The 17,806-nt window shown below is 54.2% G+C and carries 19 protein-coding genes and 1 tRNA gene; 13 read left to right on the top strand and 7 right to left on the bottom strand.

The genetic code is table 11. The features are described 5' to 3' along the window. The first annotated feature begins 1 nt into the window (after position 1). The 9 genes from napC (at position 2) to BZK42_RS06435 (ending at position 6,952) form a co-directional block, all read left to right on the top strand. Positions 2–604, top strand: coding sequence for a cytochrome c-type protein NapC (napC, locus tag BZK42_RS06475; protein WP_003027548.1), 603 nt, complete (start codon positions 2–4; stop codon positions 602–604). A gap of 20 nt (positions 605–624) precedes the next feature. Then, positions 625–1,245 (top strand): cytochrome c biogenesis heme-transporting ATPase CcmA, encoded by a 621-nt coding sequence (gene ccmA / locus BZK42_RS06470; protein WP_080858919.1) that lies wholly within the window; start codon positions 625–627, stop codon positions 1,243–1,245. Continuing rightward, positions 1,242–1,901 (top strand): heme exporter protein CcmB, encoded by a 660-nt coding sequence (ccmB, locus tag BZK42_RS06465; RefSeq protein WP_003027542.1) that lies wholly within the window; start codon positions 1,242–1,244, stop codon positions 1,899–1,901. Before ccmA ends, ccmB begins: the two co-directional genes overlap by 4 nt. A 76-nt stretch (positions 1,902–1,977) precedes the next feature. Beyond that, entirely contained in the window at positions 1,978–2,715 is a 738-nt protein-coding gene (locus BZK42_RS06460) for a heme ABC transporter permease (protein WP_016153769.1), read from the top strand. After that, a complete protein-coding gene (gene ccmD, locus BZK42_RS06455; protein ID WP_016153768.1) occupies positions 2,712–2,924 on the top strand; it encodes a heme exporter protein CcmD in 213 nt (70 codons plus the stop codon). The genes BZK42_RS06460 and ccmD overlap by 4 nt, the downstream gene beginning before the upstream one ends. Continuing rightward, positions 2,921–3,400 carry a cytochrome c maturation protein CcmE gene (ccmE, locus tag BZK42_RS06450; protein WP_016153767.1) on the top strand — a complete coding sequence of 160 codons (480 nt, stop codon included), beginning with the start codon at positions 2,921–2,923 and terminating at the stop codon, positions 3,398–3,400. Before ccmD ends, ccmE begins: the two co-directional genes overlap by 4 nt. Then, on the top strand, positions 3,397–5,352 hold the full coding sequence (locus tag BZK42_RS06445; RefSeq protein ID WP_016153766.1) for a heme lyase CcmF/NrfE family subunit: 1,956 nt from the start codon (positions 3,397–3,399) through the stop codon (positions 5,350–5,352). The genes ccmE and BZK42_RS06445 overlap by 4 nt, the downstream gene beginning before the upstream one ends. After that, complete coding sequence (gene dsbE / locus BZK42_RS06440) at positions 5,349–5,906, top strand: thiol:disulfide interchange protein DsbE (RefSeq protein ID WP_003834613.1); 558 nt, start codon at positions 5,349–5,351, stop codon at positions 5,904–5,906. Before BZK42_RS06445 ends, dsbE begins: the two co-directional genes overlap by 4 nt. Beyond that, positions 5,903–6,952, top strand: coding sequence for a cytochrome c-type biogenesis protein CcmH (locus BZK42_RS06435; RefSeq protein WP_016153765.1), 1,050 nt, complete (start codon positions 5,903–5,905; stop codon positions 6,950–6,952). Before dsbE ends, BZK42_RS06435 begins: the two co-directional genes overlap by 4 nt. Before the next feature lie 59 nt (positions 6,953–7,011). Here the strand turns inward: BZK42_RS06435 and narP are convergent, their stop codons facing one another. The 4 genes from narP to BZK42_RS06415 form a co-directional block, all read right to left on the bottom strand. Beyond that, on the bottom strand, positions 7,012–7,659 hold the full coding sequence (gene narP / locus BZK42_RS06430; protein ID WP_016153764.1) for a nitrate/nitrite response regulator protein NarP: 648 nt from the start codon (positions 7,657–7,659) through the stop codon (positions 7,012–7,014). Between the two features lie 207 nt (positions 7,660–7,866). After that, positions 7,867–7,943 (bottom strand) — tRNA-Pro (locus BZK42_RS06425). A gap of 74 nt (positions 7,944–8,017) precedes the next feature. Continuing rightward, positions 8,018–9,778, bottom strand: a complete 1,761-nt coding sequence (gene yejM, locus BZK42_RS06420) for an LPS biosynthesis-modulating metalloenzyme YejM (protein ID WP_016153760.1) — start codon at positions 9,776–9,778, stop codon at positions 8,018–8,020. A gap of 31 nt (positions 9,779–9,809) precedes the next feature. Next, the gene (locus BZK42_RS06415) at positions 9,810–10,037 is read right to left on the bottom strand and encodes a YejL family protein (RefSeq protein WP_003027506.1); all 228 of its coding nucleotides are present in this window, start codon (positions 10,035–10,037) and stop codon (positions 9,810–9,812) included. A gap of 134 nt (positions 10,038–10,171) precedes the next feature. On the opposite strand from BZK42_RS06415, the gene yejK reads away from it, so the two are divergent. Beyond that, positions 10,172–11,179, top strand: a complete 1,008-nt coding sequence (gene yejK, locus BZK42_RS06410; protein ID WP_016157002.1) for a nucleoid-associated protein YejK — start codon at positions 10,172–10,174, stop codon at positions 11,177–11,179. A 121-nt stretch (positions 11,180–11,300) separates the two neighbouring features. On the opposite strand, the gene rplY is transcribed toward yejK, so the two are convergent. Together rplY and radD are read right to left on the bottom strand one after the other, a co-directional pair. Then, positions 11,301–11,585, bottom strand: coding sequence for a 50S ribosomal protein L25 (gene rplY, locus BZK42_RS06405; protein WP_016153758.1), 285 nt, complete (start codon positions 11,583–11,585; stop codon positions 11,301–11,303). 124 nt (positions 11,586–11,709) lie between these two features. Next, positions 11,710–13,470 (bottom strand): DNA repair helicase RadD, encoded by a 1,761-nt coding sequence (radD, locus tag BZK42_RS06400; RefSeq protein WP_080858944.1) that lies wholly within the window; start codon positions 13,468–13,470, stop codon positions 11,710–11,712. A 150-nt stretch (positions 13,471–13,620) separates the two neighbouring features. Between radD and rsuA the strand changes: the two genes are divergently transcribed. From rsuA to BZK42_RS06380, 3 genes are all read left to right on the top strand, one after another. Beyond that, entirely contained in the window at positions 13,621–14,328 is a 708-nt protein-coding gene (gene rsuA, locus BZK42_RS06395; RefSeq protein ID WP_016153756.1) for a 16S rRNA pseudouridine(516) synthase RsuA, read from the top strand. 15 nt (positions 14,329–14,343) lie between these two features. Continuing rightward, positions 14,344–15,534 carry a Bcr/CflA family multidrug efflux MFS transporter gene (locus tag BZK42_RS06390; protein ID WP_016153755.1) on the top strand — a complete coding sequence of 397 codons (1,191 nt, stop codon included), beginning with the start codon at positions 14,344–14,346 and terminating at the stop codon, positions 15,532–15,534. Between the two features lie 333 nt (positions 15,535–15,867). Beyond that, entirely contained in the window at positions 15,868–16,212 is a 345-nt protein-coding gene (locus tag BZK42_RS06380; RefSeq protein ID WP_029139605.1) for a YejG family protein, read from the top strand. A gap of 3 nt (positions 16,213–16,215) precedes the next feature. On the opposite strand, the gene yejF is transcribed toward BZK42_RS06380, so the two are convergent. Beyond that, a complete protein-coding gene (gene yejF / locus BZK42_RS06375) occupies positions 16,216–17,805 on the bottom strand; it encodes a microcin C ABC transporter ATP-binding protein YejF (protein WP_049268560.1) in 1,590 nt (529 codons plus the stop codon). Position 17,806 lies beyond the last annotated feature (1 nt).

The following is a 17,806-nucleotide window of genomic DNA, read 5'->3' as shown; positions in this document are numbered from 1 at the left end:
TATGGAAAATTCTAACCGTAAACCAGGCTGGATTAAGCGCGTCTGGCAATGGTGGCGTCGCCCCAGCCGTCTGGCGCTCGGCACGCTGTTGTTAATCGGCTTTGTGGGCGGCATTATTTTCTGGGGCGGCTTTAATACCGGTATGGAAAAGGCCAATACAGAAGAGTTCTGCATTAGCTGTCACGAAATGCGCAATACGGTGTACCAGGAATACATGGAAACCGTACACTACAACAACCGTAGTGGTGTGCGAGCGACTTGCCCTGATTGCCACGTCCCACATGAGTGGGGTCCGAAAATGATTCGTAAGATCAAGGCCAGTAAAGAGCTGTACGCGAAAGCACTGGGGTTAATAGATACACCGCAGAAATTTGAAGACCATCGTTTAACGATGGCGCAAAATGAGTGGCGGCGTATGAAAGATAACAATTCGCAAGAGTGTCGAAACTGTCACAACTTCGAGTTTATGGATTTAACCGCCCAGAAAGGCGTTGCGGCCAAAATGCACGACCAGGCCGTGAAAGACGGGCAAACCTGTATTGACTGTCATAAAGGGATAGCGCACAAACTGCCTGATATGCGCGAAGTCAAACCGGGATTTTAACAGGATGTAGATAACCAGGTATGCTTGAAGCCAGAGAATTACTTTGCGAGCGGGATGACAGAATACTGTTCAGCGATTTGTCATTTCGCGTCAACGCAGGGGAATGGGTACAAATTACCGGCAGCAACGGCGCAGGGAAAACCACTTTGCTGCGGTTACTTACCGGGCTGGCGCGTCCCGACGCAGGGGAGGTTTGCTGGCAAGAGCAACCGCTGCATCACGTGCGGGACAGCTACCATCAACAACTGCTGTGGATCGGACATCAGCCGGGGATAAAAACCCGGCTTTCGGCGTTGGAAAACCTGCGTTTCTTCCACCATGACGGCGACGTCGCACAGTGTCTGGCTGCGCTGGCGCAGGCGGGGCTTGCCGGATATGAAGATATCCCGGTGAATCAACTCTCCGCCGGACAACAGCGGCGCGTGGCGCTGGCCCGTTTGTGGCTGACCCGCGCCCGACTGTGGATCCTCGACGAACCCTTTACCGCCATTGATGTGAACGGCGTTGAGCGACTGACTCAGTGTATGGCGCAGCATACGGAGCAGGGCGGTATTGTTATTCTCACCACCCACCAACCGCTCAATGTCGAGACCGATAAAGTGCGACGTATTGCGCTGACCAGCGAGAGGGCAACGCAATGATGTGGCGAATCTTCCGTTTAGAACTACGAGTTGCGTTTCGTCATAGTGCGGAAATCGCCAATCCTTTATGGTTCTTCCTGATTGTTATTACGCTGTTCCCGCTGAGCATTGGGCCGGAGCCGCAACTGCTGGCGCGTATTGCGCCGGGCATCATCTGGGTTGCGGCGCTGCTGGCGTCGTTGCTGGCGCTGGAACGCCTGTTTCGTGATGATCTGCAGGACGGCAGCCTTGAGCAACTGATGCTGCTGCCGCTGCCGCTGCCGGCAGTGGTGCTGGCGAAAGTGATGGCGCACTGGGTCGTGACCGGCCTGCCGCTGCTAATCCTCTCGCCGCTGGTGGCGTTGCTGCTGGGCATGGATATGTACGGCTGGAAAATTATGGCGCTGACCTTGTTACTCGGGACGCCGACGCTGGGCTTCCTCGGCGCGCCGGGCGTGGGGTTGACGGTGGGCTTAAAGCGCGGCGGCGTGCTGTTAAGCGTGCTGGTACTTCCGCTCACCATACCCTTACTGATTTTTGCGACCGCGGCGATGGATGCGGCTTCCATGCACTTACCGGTTGAAGGGTACATGGCGATTCTGGGCGCGTTGCTGGTCGGCAGCGCCACGCTAAGCCCGTTTGCCACAGCTGCGGCGTTACGGATCAGCGTGCAGTAGCGCAGTTGAGATATGCAGGCCGGGCAAGGTGCTCCGGCACAATGGATATTAATTTACGGAGTCTGGTGACTGAACTATGTGGAAAACACTTCATCAATTGGCGATGCCTCCTCGGCTCTATCAGATCTGCGGCTGGTTTATCCCGTGGCTGGCGATTGCCAGCGCGGTGGTACTGATAACCGGGTTGATCTGGGGCTTTGGCTTCGCGCCTGCGGATTATCAGCAGGGGCAGAGCTATCGCATTATTTATCTGCACGTTCCGGCGGCAATCTGGTCGATGGGTATTTATGCATCGATGGCCGTTGCCGCGTTTATTGGCCTGGTCTGGCAGATGAAAATGGCCAATCTGGCGCTGGCCGCGATGGCGCCCATTGGTGCCGTGTTTACCTTTATTGCGCTGGTGACGGGCTCTGCATGGGGCAAACCGATGTGGGGTACCTGGTGGGTCTGGGATGCCCGACTCACCTCTGAACTGGTGCTGCTGTTTCTCTACGTTGGCGCCATTGCGCTGTGGCATGCCTTTGACGACCGCCGTCTGGCTGGTCGCGCTGCCGGCATTCTGGTGCTGATTGGCGTGGTCAACTTACCGATTATTCACTACTCGGTCGAGTGGTGGAATACGCTGCATCAGGGGTCGACCCGTATGCAGCAGAGTATCGATCCGGCAATGCGCGCGCCGCTGCGTCTGGCGATCGTCGGCTACCTGTTACTGTTTGTCACGCTGGCGCTGATGCGCATGCGTAACCTGATTTTGATGATGGAAAAACGCCGCCCGTGGGTGAGCGAACTGATCTTAAAAAGAGGCCGCCAATGACCCCTGCATTTGCATCATGGAGTGATTTTTTCGCGATGGGCGGTTACGCCTTGTATGTCTGGCTGGCTGTGGCGATGAGCATTGTCCCGCTGGTGGCGCTGGTGCTGCATTCTGCGTTACAGCATCGTGCAATCTTACGCGGTGTCGCGCAGCAGCGGGCGAGAGAAGCGCGCATGCGTGCGGCGCAAGTGCAACGGGAGGCGGCGTGAATATTCGACGTAAAAATCGGTTATGGATAGCCTGCGCGGTCCTGGCAGGTCTGGCTTTGACCATTTCGCTGGTGCTCTACGCGCTGCGTTCCAATATCGATCTGTTCTATACGCCGGGAGAGATACTCTACGGTAAGCGCGAAACGCAGCAAATGCCTGAAGTCGGCCAGCGCCTGCGCGTGGGCGGTATGGTTATGCCTGGCAGCGTAAAGCGCGATCCGCAGTCGCTGAAGGTGAATTTCAGCATCTATGATGCCGAAGGTGTGGTGGATGTCACCTATGAAGGCATTCTGCCGGATCTGTTCCGCGAAGGGCAGGGCGTCGTCGTTCAGGGCGAACTGGACGGGGGAAATCATGTGCAGGCCAAAGAAGTGCTTGCTAAACATGATGAAAATTACACCCCGCCGGAAGTCGAAAAAGCGATGCAGGAAAACCACCGTCGCCCGGAAAGTGTTTATAAGGATAAAACGTCATGATGCCTGAAATTGGCAATGCGCTGTTGTGCCTTGCGCTTGGCGTTGCATTACTGCTGTCGGTCTATCCGCTGTGGGGCGTAGCGCGCGGCGACGTGCGGATGATGGCCTCCGCGCGTCCCTTTGCCTGGGTACTGTTTATCTGTGTGATGGGGGCGTTCCTGATTCTGGTCAACGCCTTCGTGGTTAATGACTTTACCGTGACCTACGTCGCCAGCAACTCCAATACCCAGCTTCCGGTCTGGTATCGGGTGGCGGCGACGTGGGGGGCGCATGAAGGCTCGTTGCTGCTGTGGGTGCTGCTGATGAGCGGCTGGACGTTCGCCGTTGCGGCGTTCAGCCAGCGCATGCCGCTGGATATCGTCGCCCGCGTGCTGGCGGTCATGGGAATGGTCAGCGTCGGTTTCCTGCTATTTATTCTGTTTACCTCCAACCCGTTTGCCCGCACGTTGCCGAACTTCCCGATTGAAGGACGTGACCTGAACCCGCTGTTGCAGGATCCGGGGCTGATTTTCCATCCGCCGCTGCTGTACATGGGGTATGTCGGCTTCTCGGTCGCTTTTGCGTTTGCGATTGCTGCGCTGATGAGTGGACGACTGGACAGCACATTCGCCCGTTTTTCGCGTCCGTGGACGCTGGCCGCGTGGGTGTTTCTGACGCTGGGCATTGTGCTCGGTTCGGCCTGGGCCTATTACGAGCTGGGCTGGGGCGGCTGGTGGTTCTGGGATCCGGTTGAAAACGCCTCGTTTATGCCATGGCTGGTGGGAACGGCGCTGATGCACTCGTTGTCGGTAACCGAACAGCGCGCCAGCTTTAAAGCCTGGACGCTGTTGCTGTCAATCTGCGCATTCTCACTTTGTCTGTTAGGTACTTTCCTGGTGCGCTCCGGCGTACTGGTGTCGGTGCATGCTTTCGCCTCCGATCCGTCGCGCGGGATGTTTATTCTGGCCTTTATGGTGCTGGTAATTGGCGGCTCCCTGCTGCTGTTTGCGGTGCGCGGTCACAAGGTTCGCTCACGGGTAAACAACGCGCTGTGGTCGCGTGAATCGCTGCTGCTGGGGAATAACGTCCTGCTGATTGCCGCCATGCTGGTGGTGCTACTGGGCACGCTGCTGCCGCTGGTGCACAAACAGCTGGGACTGGGCAGCATTTCGATTGGCGAGCCGTTTTTCAACACCATGTTCACCTGGCTGATGGCGCCGTTCGCACTGTTGTTGGGGATTGGGCCATTAGTGCGCTGGGGCCGTGACCGACCGCGTAAACTGAAAACGTTATTGCTTATCGCGTTTGTCACCACCCTTGTTCTGTCGCTGCTGCTGCCGTGGCTGCTAGAGGATCGCATTGCCGCCATGACAGTGGTGGGGCTGGCGATGGCGTGCTGGATATTCGTACTGGCGATGTCCGAAGCGTTCCTGCGTATTTCCCGTGGGACAAAGCTGACGCCAAGCTACTGGGGCATGGTATCGGGTCACGTTGGGCTGGCGATTACCATTGTTGGTATTGCCTTTAGCCAGAACTACAGCGTTGAACGCGATGTGCGCATGAAAGCGGGTGATAGCGTTAGTATCCATAACTATCAGTTCACTTTCCGCGAAGTGAAAGATATTACCGGGCCAAACTACCGGGGCGGCGTTGCCATTATTGGCGTTACCCGAGACGGTAAGCCGGAAGCCACGCTGCATGCGGAAAAACGCTTCTATAACAGCACCAGTTCGATGATGACCGAAGCGGCAATTGACGGCGGATTCACGCGCGATCTGTACGCTGCGCTGGGTGAAGAACTGGATAATGGCGCATGGGCTGTACGCCTGTACTACAAACCGTTTATTCGCTGGATTTGGGCCGGAGGATTGCTGATGGCGCTGGGCGGGTTGTTCTGCCTGTTTGATCCACGCTATCGCCAGCGGACGCGTCCTCGCGCCGCGGTGCAAAAAAATGCGTCGGAGGCTGTATGAAGCGCAACGCACTGTTAATTCCGTTTATTATTTTTCTCATCATTGCGGCAGCGCTGCTGTGGCAGCTCGCGCGTAACGCTCAGGGGGACGATCCCACTAATCTGGAATCGGCGCTGATCGGCAAACCTGTTCCGACATTCCGCCTGGAGTCACTGGAAAATCCGGGGCAGCACTATCAGGCCGATGTGCTGACGCAGGGCAAACCGGTATTGCTGAACGTCTGGGCGACCTGGTGCCCGACCTGTCGCGCCGAGCATCAGTATCTGAATCAGCTGTCTGCGCAAGGCGTGCGGGTAGTGGGTCTGAACTATAAAGATGATCGTCAGAAAGCCATTGTCTGGCTGAAAGAGCTGGGTAATCCTTACTCATTAAGTCTGTTTGACGGCGACGGTATGCTCGGTCTGGATCTTGGCGTGTACGGTGCTCCTGAGACGTTCCTGATCGACGGCAAAGGCATTATTCGCTATCGCCATGCCGGCGATCTGAACGCCCGGGTGTGGGAGAGCGAGATCAAACCGTTATGGGACAAGTACAGTAAGGAGGCTGCGCAATGAGATTTTTACTGGGCCTGCTAATGCTGGTTATCTCGGGATCCGCGCTTGCGACTATCGACGTGATGCAGTTTAAGGACGAAGCGCAGGAGCAGCAGTTCCGCCAGCTTACTGAACAACTGCGTTGTCCTAAATGCCAGAACAACAGCATTGCCGATTCTAACTCGATGATTGCCACCGACCTGCGTCAGAAAGTGTACGAACTGATGCAGGAAGGAAAAAGCCAGAAAGAAATTGTCGATTACATGGTGGCGCGCTACGGCAACTTCGTCACGTACGATCCGCCGTTAACGCCGCTTACCGTGCTGCTGTGGGTGATGCCGGTGGTAGCGATTGGTCTGGGGGGCTGGATTATTTTCGCCCGTACTCGCCGACGCGTCCGTGTGAAACAGGAAGCGTTTCCTGACGATGTTATTCCGAATGGCAAGCGCGGTGGATTCGGGTTGTTTGTGCCTGGTATCGTGGTGGCGCTGGTGGTTGGCGCAGTAAGCTATTACCAAACCGGCAGCTATAAGCAGGTTCAGGTCTGGCAGCAGGCCACCGCTCAGGCTCCGGCGTTGCTGGAGCGAGCGTTGGATCCGAAAGCGGAACCGCTCAATGAAGAAGATATGGCGCGTCTGGCGCTGGGGCTGCGTACGCGTTTACAAGCCGATCCCGCAAATGTTGAAGGCTGGATCATGCTTGGACGCATTGGCATGGTTCTCGGTAACGCCAGTACGGCCACTGAAGCCTATGCCAATGCCTATCGACTGGATCCTAAAAACAGCGATGCGGCGCTGGGCTATGCGGAGGCGCTGACCCGTTCTTCCGATCCTGATGATAACCGTCGGGGAGGGGAGCTGCTACGCCAACTGGTGCGTGGCGAACATGCCAATGTGCGGGTTCTCAGCATGTACGCTTTCAACGCCTTTGAACAGCAGCGCTTCGGCGAGGCGGTTGCGGCGTGGGAGATGATGCTGAAACTATTACCTGCCAACGATACCCGTCGGGCGGTAATAGAACGAAGCATTAAGCAGGCAATGGAGCAGCTAACGCCGCAGGAGAAATAAGTATCCAGAATAGCCCCGATAGCGCTTCGCATATCGGGGCTATCCGGCCTCTTCATGGATTACTGCATTCCACGCGTTTGTAAAAACAGGATAGTGGCAGCAACGCGAGAGCGCACATTGAGTTTGCGCAGCAGGTTGCGAATATGCACTTTCACGGTCTGTTCGGAAATATTCAGCACTGACGCAATCTGTTTGTTCGACAGCCCCTGAGCCAGTTCATGCAATACATCCAGTTCACGTTCGGTGAGAATGCTGAAGGGATCTTCTTGTGCGCCGAACAGGTCGCGTTCGCGCAGATATTCGCTGACGCGTGTGCTAAAAGCTTTACCGCCTTTGGCGCCGCTGCGAATGGCCTCCAGCAAGACTTCAGGATCGCTGTCTTTGAGTAAATAACCATCCGCGCCGGCATCAATTAAGGCGTACACATCGCTGGCTGCATCCGAGACGGTAAGAATAATAATTTGCGCGGTGACGCCATCCCGGCGCAGCGCATTCAGGGTGTCCAGTCCGCTCATGCCTTTCATATTGAGATCCAGCAGGATCACATCCAGGTCCAGACGGTTAGCCAGATCGATAGCGCTGGCGCCGTCACCAGCTTCTGCGACTACGTTAAATGCGGGGTCCAGTTGCAATAATTGACTAATTCCTCGCCGCATTAGTGGGTGGTCGTCGACAATCAGCACCCGAAAAGGCGTTGCTTCAGGCATACTATTCTCCTGAGTTTTTATTAGTATCATTATTGTTTTCAGCGCATCACTCGTCTAGTTTCATCGCGCTGATGAGAGGGTAAATTTTACCCCAATTTGTGCATGGGTAAGTAGTAAAACCTGTGCTAAAGGCCGGGGTAATAATAAGGAACGTGGAATCGCGGGCATAAAAAAACCAACCATGAAGGTTGGTTTTTCTGGGATTTTTGGTCGGCACGAGAGGATTTGAACCTCCGACCCCCGACACCCCATGACGGTGCGCTACCAGGCTGCGCTACGTGCCGACGCTATGGCTGCTAATACTACTGCTTTCCGCTGCGAATGCAAGGGGAAGCATCGCTAAGTGATTTATAATTAATCAGTTAGCAATAAATCGTTTCTCATCCGTCAGAACCTGTAGCAGCAGGCTTAGCTGCGGTTTCTGATCTTTTATTTTTTCGCCGCGTAAATCATAGGTCTGATAATTACCGTTGTTGTTCAGCACCAGCGTCATCTCTGGCGTGGTAACGGCCATCGTGCTGCCGTCGGCGGCGGTAACCCAGTAATGGCGGCGGTTTGCATTGAACAGATCCTGCCCCTGCGAGTATTCGTTAGCAGGCGTGCTGACGTGCAGCAGGCGCTGCATGAGCGTTGTCATCAGGTCTGTATGATCGGTCAGGCTATTGATGCGTTGGGCAGGCGTTCCCGGCCAGTGAATAACCAGCGGAACCTGCAGATGACCGCGCGACCAGGCAAAATTGTTCTCTTCCTGAGTCAGCGGCACGCCCCGACCTGCGGTAATAATCACCACCGTGTTGTTCAGTTTACCGGAGTCGCGCAGGGCACTAAGAATACGGTTAATATTGGCATCCACATCCTGAGCGGCGCTGGCATAGCGTTTGGCAAAGTTCTTCTGGTTGCTGTTATCAAGGTTCGTCCCGTTAAAGGAGACCCACGAGAACCAGCGGTTATCTTCCTGCGCGTAGCGTCCCAGCCAGTTAATCCACTGGCTTGCGGTTTGTTCGTCAGATTGCGTTTGTACGCTTGGCATGGAGAAGTCTGACAGCAGCGCCTGGCGATACAGCGGGCTGGTAAAGCCATCCGAGGAGAATAGCCCTAACTGGTAACCTTGCTGGTTCAGTGCAGTAATCAGCGCCGCAGGCGTACGGGTCGACAAAATGCCGTCCATGTAGCTTGGCGAAACACCATAGAACAGGCCAAAGATGCCGTTATCCGTGGTGTTGCCTGAGCTCATGTGACGCGTAAACGAGATATTCTGCCCGGCGAATTCAGCCAGCGCAGGCATCTGTTTTTCAAAGCGTGAGTAGTTCAGACCGTCGACGGTAATCAGCAGCACGTTCTGACCGGTGCCCATATCGCGATAGCGCAGTTCGCTGAGCGGGTACTGCACGGAAACCGCTTCCGGATTGCCCTGTTCGATCAGGCGTCGCTGATACTCTTGCGCATCCAGCAGACCATGTTTTTCCAGGAATTTACGTGCCGTCATCGGGTAGGAGAGCGGCAGATTCGCACGCTGCATGGTAATCGGGCGATAGAAATTGGCATCCGCCCAGATATACACCACGTGCGAGGCGATAAAGGAAACGAAGAAGAATGCTGCTAACGGTTTGGCAAAATGGCGACGACGCGTCAGGCTGCGCAGCTTTTGCCAGCTCCAGGTCGCAAACAGCATTTCAATTAACAGAATAACCGGTACGCTGATAAACATCAGTTGCCAGTCACGCGCCGCTTCATTCTGGTCTGGGTTGATGACCAGTTCCCAGACGATCGGATTGAGATGCAGGTGGAAGCGGGTAAAAACTTCGCTGTCGATTAGCAACAGCGTCATGCCAGCCGTCGCCAGAATAGCTGATAAGAATCGCATCAGCCTCTGGGACATGACGATAAACGTCAGGGGAAACAGGATCAGCAGATAGGTGGCGAACACCAGAAAGCTAAAATGCCCGACAACGCTCAGGTAGGAATAAACACGACCTGCAAGGGTTGTCGGCCAGTCGGCGACAAACAGGTAACGGCTACCGAGCACCATGGCCAACAGAATGTTGAACAAGGCAAACCAGTGCCCCCAGCTAACCATCTGGGAGACTTTCTCACGGTAGCGTTGACGATGAGTTACCATAAACTGTTGTTCGTTTCCCCGGAGCAGGCTCTTAATGCGCTTGGTCGTCGTTTACCGAAGACTGCAATGCGCGGGCAAAAGAGTTGGCAATCGCCTGGCGCTGGGCCGGTGCGATGCTTGTATTGATAAGGTTAGTCACCATATTTCCCAGTACCATCAGGGAAAGGTCGGTCGGCGCCTTATGTTTTTCCAGTACGTTGAGCATCTCATTCAGCAGTTGTTCAACGTGTTCGTCACTATAGCGGGAAATTTGTGGCATAAATCGAAATCAGTCTGTTCATGAAAGGGCAACATATTACCGTACAGACAGTTTTTTTTCTGCTTTTTTATCTTCTATTGCGTCACTGCCCGGCAGGTGGTTGAATACCGCCCGGTCTAAAAGGAGAGTTTATCATGAGTCTGGATATCAACCAGATTGCCCTGCACCAGCTTATCAAACGTGACGAGCAGAACCTTGAGCTGGTCTTGCGCGATTCATTACTGGAACCGACAGCGACCGTTGTCGATATGATGGCTGAGTTGCATCGGGTGTACAGCGCCAAGAATAAAGCTTATGGCCTGTTTAGCGCAGAGAGTGAACTGGCGCAAACGCTGCGTTTACAGCGTCAGGGCGAAGAGGATTTTCTGGCCTTTAGTCGTGCAGCGACTGGGCGCTTGCGAGACGAACTGGCGAAATATCCTTTTGCTGATGGCGGCATTGTCCTGTTCTGCCATTACCGCTATCTGGCGGTAGAGTATCTGCTGGTCGCCGTGCTGAACAATTTAAGCAGTATGCGCGTCAATGAAAATCTGGATATCAACCCGACGCACTATCTGGATATCAATCATGCGGATATCGTGGCGCGTATTGATTTAACCGAGTGGGAAACCAACCCGGAGTCCACGCGCTATCTGACGTTCCTGAAAGGGCGGGTAGGGCGCAAAGTCGCCGATTTCTTTATGGACTTCCTGGGCGCCAGCGAGGGGCTTAACGCCAAAGCGCAAAACCGCGGCCTGTTGCAGGCGGTCGATGACTTTACTGCCGAGGCGCAACTCGATAAAGCTGAACGCCAGAACGTGCGTCAGCAGGTGTACAGCTACTGTAACGAGCAACTGCAGGCCGGTGAAGAGATCGAGTTGGAGTCGCTGTCCAAAGAGCTTTCCGGCGTCAGTGAAGTCAGCTTCAGCGAATTTACCGCTGATAAAGGCTACGAATTGGAAGAGAGCTTCCCGGCAGATCGCAGCACGCTGCGCCAGTTAACCAAATTTGCCGGAAGCGGCGGCGGGTTAACCATCAACTTCGACGCCATGTTACTGGGTGAGCGTATTTTCTGGGATCCAGCCACAGATACTTTGACCATCAAAGGTACGCCGCCGAACCTGCGCGATCAGCTACAGCGTCGTACCTCGGGCGGGAAATAAAGCCGTTTGCCGGATGGGTGCATTAACGCCTTATCCGGCTTGCGTGATTCATCTTTACCGCCAACAAAATCCCATAAAAAAACCCCGCCGAGGCGGGGTTTTTCTTTCAACTTGTAAGCGATTACGCGCGAACGAAGTCGATGTGTGCCAGCTTCGGCTTGAACGGGTGACGCTGTACTGCCTGAGCTTTAACTTTCACTTCTTTACCGTCAACAACGATGGTCAGAACTTCGCTGTAGAATTCAGCTTTAGCTTGCATGTTCATAACTGCATCGTGATCCAGTTCGATAGCAACCGGGGCTTCTGCGCCACCATAGATGATTGCCGGGAACTTGTTAGCGGCACGCAGGCGGCGGCTCGCACCCTTACCCTGCTCTTTACGTACTTCAGCGTTGATAGTAAACATTTAAATCTCTCTTTAATAATTCCTGCTACAGGCGACCCAGCAACAGGTAAGTGATCTGCTTTGCGTATGCAAAAGCGGGCGAGATTCTATACTTAAACGGCTGGTACATCAATCAAAAGTACGATTAACCGCGTAATTCATGTGCCCGACGATAGCGTCCTTCATAATCGAAGACCTTTTCACGGACCTGCCAGTACTGACCTTTCATACGCGCCACCACGAAATCAGGATGACGTAACAGCGCCTGCTGGGCGAGGATATCGGCGGCGGTTATCCAGCGTAAGGGAATGCCGGGCGTTCGGGTGTGCGGGCGAATAAACAGTTGCTCGAAAGCCGTACGTTGCGCGGGAGTATGCAGGCGAAAGCGTTCGCTAACGTCGGCACCATCTTCATCGTAATAGGTGATTTTTAGCCATTCGCCTTTTTCATCCTGGCCGTTTTGTAACACCATGCCGCTACAGCGCAGGACCAGCGCATCTTTGAGCCTGAGCGCGGCTTTCAGCATGTCATCTGGATCAACCAGCACCGTGTCGCACTCCCGACAACGGCGGGCGGCGATATCATTTTCCGCGTTGCATTGTGGGCAGTTTTTAAAACGAAAACGAAAATCGCACTGTTCGCGATGGCCGTCATCATCTTCAAACCACCCCTGACAGCGGCGGCCAAAGTGTTCAATCAGCGTGCCGTCTGCCGTTGTTTTGCCCCAGAAGGTGTTTGCAAACCCGCAGGTGGGACAGAACACCTGCACCGGAACGTTATCGCTTTTCCCTTTCGGCGCCCCCACTTCCGGCGCGTAAAGATCGTGCGGGTTACCGGCATAATCGAGGATCAGACAGTCGGTTTTACCCGGTGCCAGGCGCAGGCCGCGACCGACAATTTGTTGGTAAAGGCTAACTGACTCCGTCGGGCGCAGAATGGCGATAAGGTCGACGTGCGGGGCATCGAAGCCAGTGGTCAGGACCGACACATTCACCAGATAGCGAAAGCGCTGGGCTTTGAACTCTTCAATCAGCACATCACGCTCTGCACCAGGCGTGTCTCCGGTGATTAGCGCGGCATCGTCAGCAGGCAGCAGGCCCAGAATTTCTTTGGCGTGCTCCACTGTGGCGGCGAAAATCATCACCCCTTTGCGCGTCTGGGCAAACTCGACAATCTGGCTGATGATATGCGGCGTTATTCGCTGCTGCTTTTTCAGTTCCTGATTCAGATCCGTTTCGCTAAACAGGCCGTTACTCTGCGCCTGCAGGCGGCTGAAGTCATACTGCACTACCGGCATGTCGAGGCGTTCTGGCGGCGTCAGGTAGCCGTGTTTAATCATGTAACGCAACGGTAATTCATAAATGCAGTCACGAAACAGCGCTTTTTCATCGCCGCGCACCATACCGTGATAATGAAAGTGATAAATCCAGCCTTTGCCCAAACGAAAAGGAGTGGCAGTAAGCCCGAGCAGGCGTAAGTGGGGATTTACTTTGGTCAGGTGAGTGAGGATTTGCTGATATTGACTCTCGTCGTCATCACCAATACGGTGACATTCATCGACGATAAGCAGCGAGAATTCTCCCTGAAAGGCGTCAAGATTACGCGCCACCGACTGTACGCTGCCAAATACCACTTTCCCGTGGCTCTCTTTACGCTTCAGTCCTGCGGCAAAAATATCGGCTTCCAGCCCCAACGCGCGATATTTGCCATGGTTTTGCGCGACCAGTTCTTTAACGTGCGCCAGTATCAGCACGCGACCACGCGCCACGCGGGCCAGTTCAGCAATCACCAGGCTTTTTCCCGCACCGGTTGGCAGGACGATAACCGCTGGCGTGCGATGGTGGCGGAAATGGTTGAGCGTGGCATCCACGGCTTCTTTTTGGTACGGGCGAAGAGTAAAAATCATGGGCTCATTAAGGTAAGCAGCAACAATGTATAGTATGCCATGAATCATTTCCCTTGAGGGATGGTGTAACGCCGCTATACTGGGCGGATAATCGTCCCACTTTTCGGGCGCAATCCCGCTTCTTGTTTTTTACAGGCAAAAATCACACTCATGCGACTTGATAAATTTATCGCTCAGCAACTCGGCGTCAGCCGCGCTATTGCCGGGCGTGAGATCCGTGCTAACCGCGTTACCGTCGACGGTGAAATCGTCAAAAACAGTGCCTTTAAGCTGCTGCCAGAACACGACGTAGAATATGACGGCAATTCCCTGATTCAACAAAATGGCCCGCGCTATTTTATGCTGAATAAACCTCAGGGTTATGTTTGCTCAACGGATGACCCGGATCACCCGACAGTGCTCTATTTCCTTGATGAGCCGGTTGCCTACAAACTGCATGCGGCAGGGCGCCTGGATATCGACACCACCGGACTGGTGCTGATGACCGATGACGGACAGTGGTCGCATCGCATCACTTCGCCACGTCACCATTGTGAGAAAACCTATCTGGTGACGCTGGAGTCGCCGGTGGCAGATGACACCGCCGAACAGTTTGCCCATGGCGTACAACTGCATAATGAGAAAGACCTGACCAAACCGGCCGTGCTGGAGGTTATTACGCCAACTCAGGTGCGATTGACCATCAGCGAAGGGCGCTATCATCAGGTTAAACGTATGTTTGCCGCCGTCGGTAACCACGTTGTTGAACTGCACCGTGAACGGATTGGTGACATCAAGCTTGATGAGGATCTGGAGCCGGGTGAATACCGTCCATTGACCGAAGAAGAAATCGCCAGCGTTAACTTAACCCCGCGTTAATTTCAGGAGCTAAATGTGACCACCCGGCAGAACTCGTCAATTGCCATTGTCTTTATCCTTGGCTTGTTAGCCATGCTGATGCCGTTGTCGATTGATATGTATCTTCCGGCACTACCTGTTATCTCTGAACAGTTTGGTGTGCCTGCAGGTAGCGCGCAGATGACCCTCAGTACCTATATTCTTGGGTTCGCGGTGGGGCAGTTACTCTATGGTCCAATGGCTGACAGCATTGGGCGCAAGCCGGTGATTCTGGGCGGGACGCTGGTGTTTGCGGCGGCGGCAGTTGCCTGTGCGCTGGCACAAACTATCGATCAACTGATCGTGATGCGTTTCTTCCATGGTCTGGCTGCGGCTGCGGCGAGCGTGGTTATCAACGCCCTGATGCGCGATATCTATCCGAAGGAAGAGTTTTCGCGCATGATGTCATTTGTCATGCTGGTCACGACAATTGCACCCTTACTGGCACCCATCGTGGGCGGCTGGGTATTGGTATGGCTGAGCTGGCACTACATCTTTTGGATCCTCGCCGTGGCGGCTATTCTGGCGTCGGTGATGATCTTTACGCTTATCAAAGAGACCTTGCCAGTTGAGCGCCGCCAGCCGTTTCGCTTGCGTACTACTCTCGGCAACTTTGCCTCGCTGTTTCGCCACAAGCGTGTACTGAGCTATATGCTGGCCAGTGGGTTTAGTTTTGCCGGGATGTTCTCGTTCCTGAGCGCCGGACCTTTTGTTTACATTGAGATTAACCACGTTTCACCGCAGCATTTCGGCTATTACTTCGCTCTGAACATTGTTTTCCTGTTCGTGATGACCATCATCAACAGCCGCTTTGTTCGTCGGGTTGGGGCGTTGAATATGTTCCGTACTGGCCTGTGGATCCAATTCGTGATGGCGGGCTGGATGGTCTTTAGCGCGCTGTTCGGGGTTGGTTTCTGGGCGCTGGTGGTGGGCGTTGCGGCGTTTGTTGGCTGCGTGTCGATGGTGTCATCCAACGCCATGGCGGTCATTCTGGATGAATTTCCGCATATGGCGGGAACGGCGTCATCGCTGGCAGGGACGTTCCGTTTTGGCATTGGTGCCATCGTTGGGGCGCTGCTGTCACTGGCGACTTTTAACTCGGCCTGGCCGATGATCTGGTCGATAGCGTTTTGCGCTACCTGCTCAATTCTCTTCTATCTCTACGCCAGCCGCGCCAAAAAACGGTGATCTATTACACAACCTGGGGGCGATAGGGCCTCCAGAGTTGATGTACATCAACCGAAAATCTATCAACTTCCCCGCTTATGTTTATTTTATGTAAAATCAATTTATGTAAAAAGTCACATCATTGTAGTTAAAAAGGTTGAGTTAGATCGCAGAAACGAGTACATATAGCGCGGAAATATGCCAGAACCGTTGAATAAATTTAAATATTTGGTTCGGAAAGTGGCATAAAGTCAGGGTGTAAACGTTTACGAACTGTTTAAAGACGTATTGTCAATGATGTGTTAATATTGATGTAAAATAATTGTGAAGTGATTGTACTTCCAGGGAAAGAAAGTGATGACATTACAACTCTCAATCGTTCATCGTCTGCCACAGTGCTATCGTTGGTCGGTGGGTTTCGCAGGTTCAAAGGTTGAACCGATTCCGCAAAACGGTCAGAGCAATGAGAACAGCCTGGTGGCGCTCAAATTGCTTAGCCCTGATGGTGACAGCGCGTGGTCAGTCATGCATAAACTCAGCCAGGCCCTCAGCGACATTGAGGTACCTTGTTCCGTGTTGGAATGCGAAGGGGAGCCGTGCCTGTTTGTGAATCGTCAGGATGAATTTGCCGCGACCTGCAGACTGAAAAATTTCGGCGTGGCCATCGCAGAGCCGTTTTCAAATAACAATCCGTTTTGAGCGTCAGCTTAGCGCGAGCAGCTGACGCGTATATGCCTGCTGTGGCGCATTAAATACGTGCTCGCATTGTCCTTGCTCCACGACCTCTCCCTGCCTTAGCACAATAACCTGATGGCATAACGCGCGTACTACGTGCAAATCATGGCTGATAAAGATATAAGCCAGGCGATGCTTTTCCTGTAAAGACTTTAATAACGTCAGGATTTGCGCCTGTACGGTTCTGTCGAGCGACGATGTTGGTTCATCCAGAATGATCAGGGAAGGCTTGAGAATCAAGGCTCTGGCAATGGCTATGCGTTGACGTTGACCGCCTGAAAACTCCGCCGGGTAACGATGCCGCGTTTCGCTATCCAGTCCCACTTCCGCCATTACCGCTTTCACCTGCGCTTCGCGCTGCTCGGCTGACAGGGTTGGCTGATGAACGCGCAGTCCCTCCTCAATAATCTGTAGCACGCTCAGGCGCGGGTTCAGCGAGGAGTTGGGATCCTGAAAAACGACCTGAATGCGGTGACGTACCGGTAACAGCTGGCGGCGATTTAAGGTATGCAGCGCCAGGCCATCGAACACAATGCTTCCCTGTGAGGTGATTAACCTCAGTAGCGCCAGCCCGGTAGTGCTTTTCCCCGATCCTGACTCCCCGACCAGGCCCAGCGTTTCACCGGGTCGGAGGGAAAAACTGACGTTGTTAACCACAACGTTATGGTCCACCACGCGCTTCAGGATACCTTTACGGATGGGGAAGGCGACGCAGAGTTTTTCCACTTCCAGCAATGGAGCTTGCCCGGCAGGTACAGGCACCGGATCGCCGGAAGGTTCGCTGTTTAACAATTTCTGCGTGTAGGGATGTGTTGGCGCAGTGAGCAGCTGTGCTGCTCGATTTTGCTCAACGCACTGGCCGTTTTGCATCACCGCAACGGTATCGGCCAGTTTTTTCACAATGCTGAGGTTATGGGTGATAAACAGTAATCCCATGTTCAGCTCGCGCTGTAACTCCCGCAGCAACTGCAGGATTTGCGCCTGTACGGAGACATCCAGCGCGGTGGTCGGTTCATCGGCAATAAGCAGCTCCGGTCGCGTAAGCAGCGCCATGGCGATCATTACGCGCTGGCGTTCGCCGCCGGACAGTTGGTGCGGATAGTCTGCGAGACGTTTGGCCGCCTGACGGATGCCGACCCGATCCAGACAGGTCAGTATTTCTGCCCGCGCGGCCTCCCGACGCATTCCCCGATGCAGCGACAACACTTCATACAGCTGTTTTTCAAGGTTGTGAAGCGGGTTTAGCGACACCATTGGTTCCTGGAAAATCATGGCGATTTTATTCCCACGAACGCCGCGAAGCGTCTGCTCATCGGCATGAAGCAATGATTCGCCATGAAAACGGATGTCGCCGGAAAGGTAGACTGCGGGAGGGGTCGGTAATAACCGTAGAATAGAAAGTGCGGTCACGCTTTTACCCGAACCGGACTCGCCCACCAGCGCCAGAGTTTGCCCGGCATCAACCCTCAGTGAGAGGGTATTGACCACGGTGCGCACGGTCTCCTGTTGGCGAAAACCTACCGATAAATTTTCAATAGCTAACAGTGGTTGTGTCATC

Source organism: Citrobacter braakii, assembly GCF_002075345.1.
GTDB classification, from domain to species: Bacteria; Pseudomonadota; Gammaproteobacteria; order Enterobacterales; family Enterobacteriaceae; genus Citrobacter; species Citrobacter braakii.
Note: the sequence above shows the minus strand (reverse complement) of the source record. Positions and strands in the feature narration are given on the sequence as shown.

Bases quoted from the DNA above. Each gene is read 5' to 3' on its own strand.
- napC (WP_003027548.1), top strand. From the start codon at position 2: ATGGAAAATTCTAACCGTAAACCAGGCTGGATTAAGCGCGTCTGGCAA.
- ccmA (WP_080858919.1), top strand. From the start codon at position 625: ATGCTTGAAGCCAGAGAATTACTTTGCGAGCGGGATGACAGAATACTG.
- ccmB (WP_003027542.1), top strand. From the start codon at position 1,242: ATGATGTGGCGAATCTTCCGTTTAGAACTACGAGTTGCGTTTCGTCAT.
- BZK42_RS06460 (WP_016153769.1), top strand. From the start codon at position 1,978: ATGTGGAAAACACTTCATCAATTGGCGATGCCTCCTCGGCTCTATCAG.
- ccmD (WP_016153768.1), top strand. From the start codon at position 2,712: ATGACCCCTGCATTTGCATCATGGAGTGATTTTTTCGCGATGGGCGGT.
- BZK42_RS06445 (WP_016153766.1), top strand. From the start codon at position 3,397: ATGATGCCTGAAATTGGCAATGCGCTGTTGTGCCTTGCGCTTGGCGTT.
- dsbE (WP_003834613.1), top strand. From the start codon at position 5,349: ATGAAGCGCAACGCACTGTTAATTCCGTTTATTATTTTTCTCATCATT.
- BZK42_RS06435 (WP_016153765.1), top strand. From the start codon at position 5,903: ATGAGATTTTTACTGGGCCTGCTAATGCTGGTTATCTCGGGATCCGCG.
- narP (WP_016153764.1), bottom strand. From the start codon at position 7,659: ATGCCTGAAGCAACGCCTTTTCGGGTGCTGATTGTCGACGACCACCCA.
- yejM (WP_016153760.1), bottom strand. From the start codon at position 9,778: ATGGTAACTCATCGTCAACGCTACCGTGAGAAAGTCTCCCAGATGGTT.
- BZK42_RS06415 (WP_003027506.1), bottom strand. From the start codon at position 10,037: ATGCCACAAATTTCCCGCTATAGTGACGAACACGTTGAACAACTGCTG.
- yejK (WP_016157002.1), top strand. From the start codon at position 10,172: ATGAGTCTGGATATCAACCAGATTGCCCTGCACCAGCTTATCAAACGT.
- rplY (WP_016153758.1), bottom strand. From the start codon at position 11,585: ATGTTTACTATCAACGCTGAAGTACGTAAAGAGCAGGGTAAGGGTGCG.
- radD (WP_080858944.1), bottom strand. From the start codon at position 13,470: ATGATTTTTACTCTTCGCCCGTACCAAAAAGAAGCCGTGGATGCCACG.
- rsuA (WP_016153756.1), top strand. From the start codon at position 13,621: ATGCGACTTGATAAATTTATCGCTCAGCAACTCGGCGTCAGCCGCGCT.
- yejF (WP_049268560.1), bottom strand. From the start codon at position 17,805: ATGACACAACCACTGTTAGCTATTGAAAATTTATCGGTAGGTTTTCGC.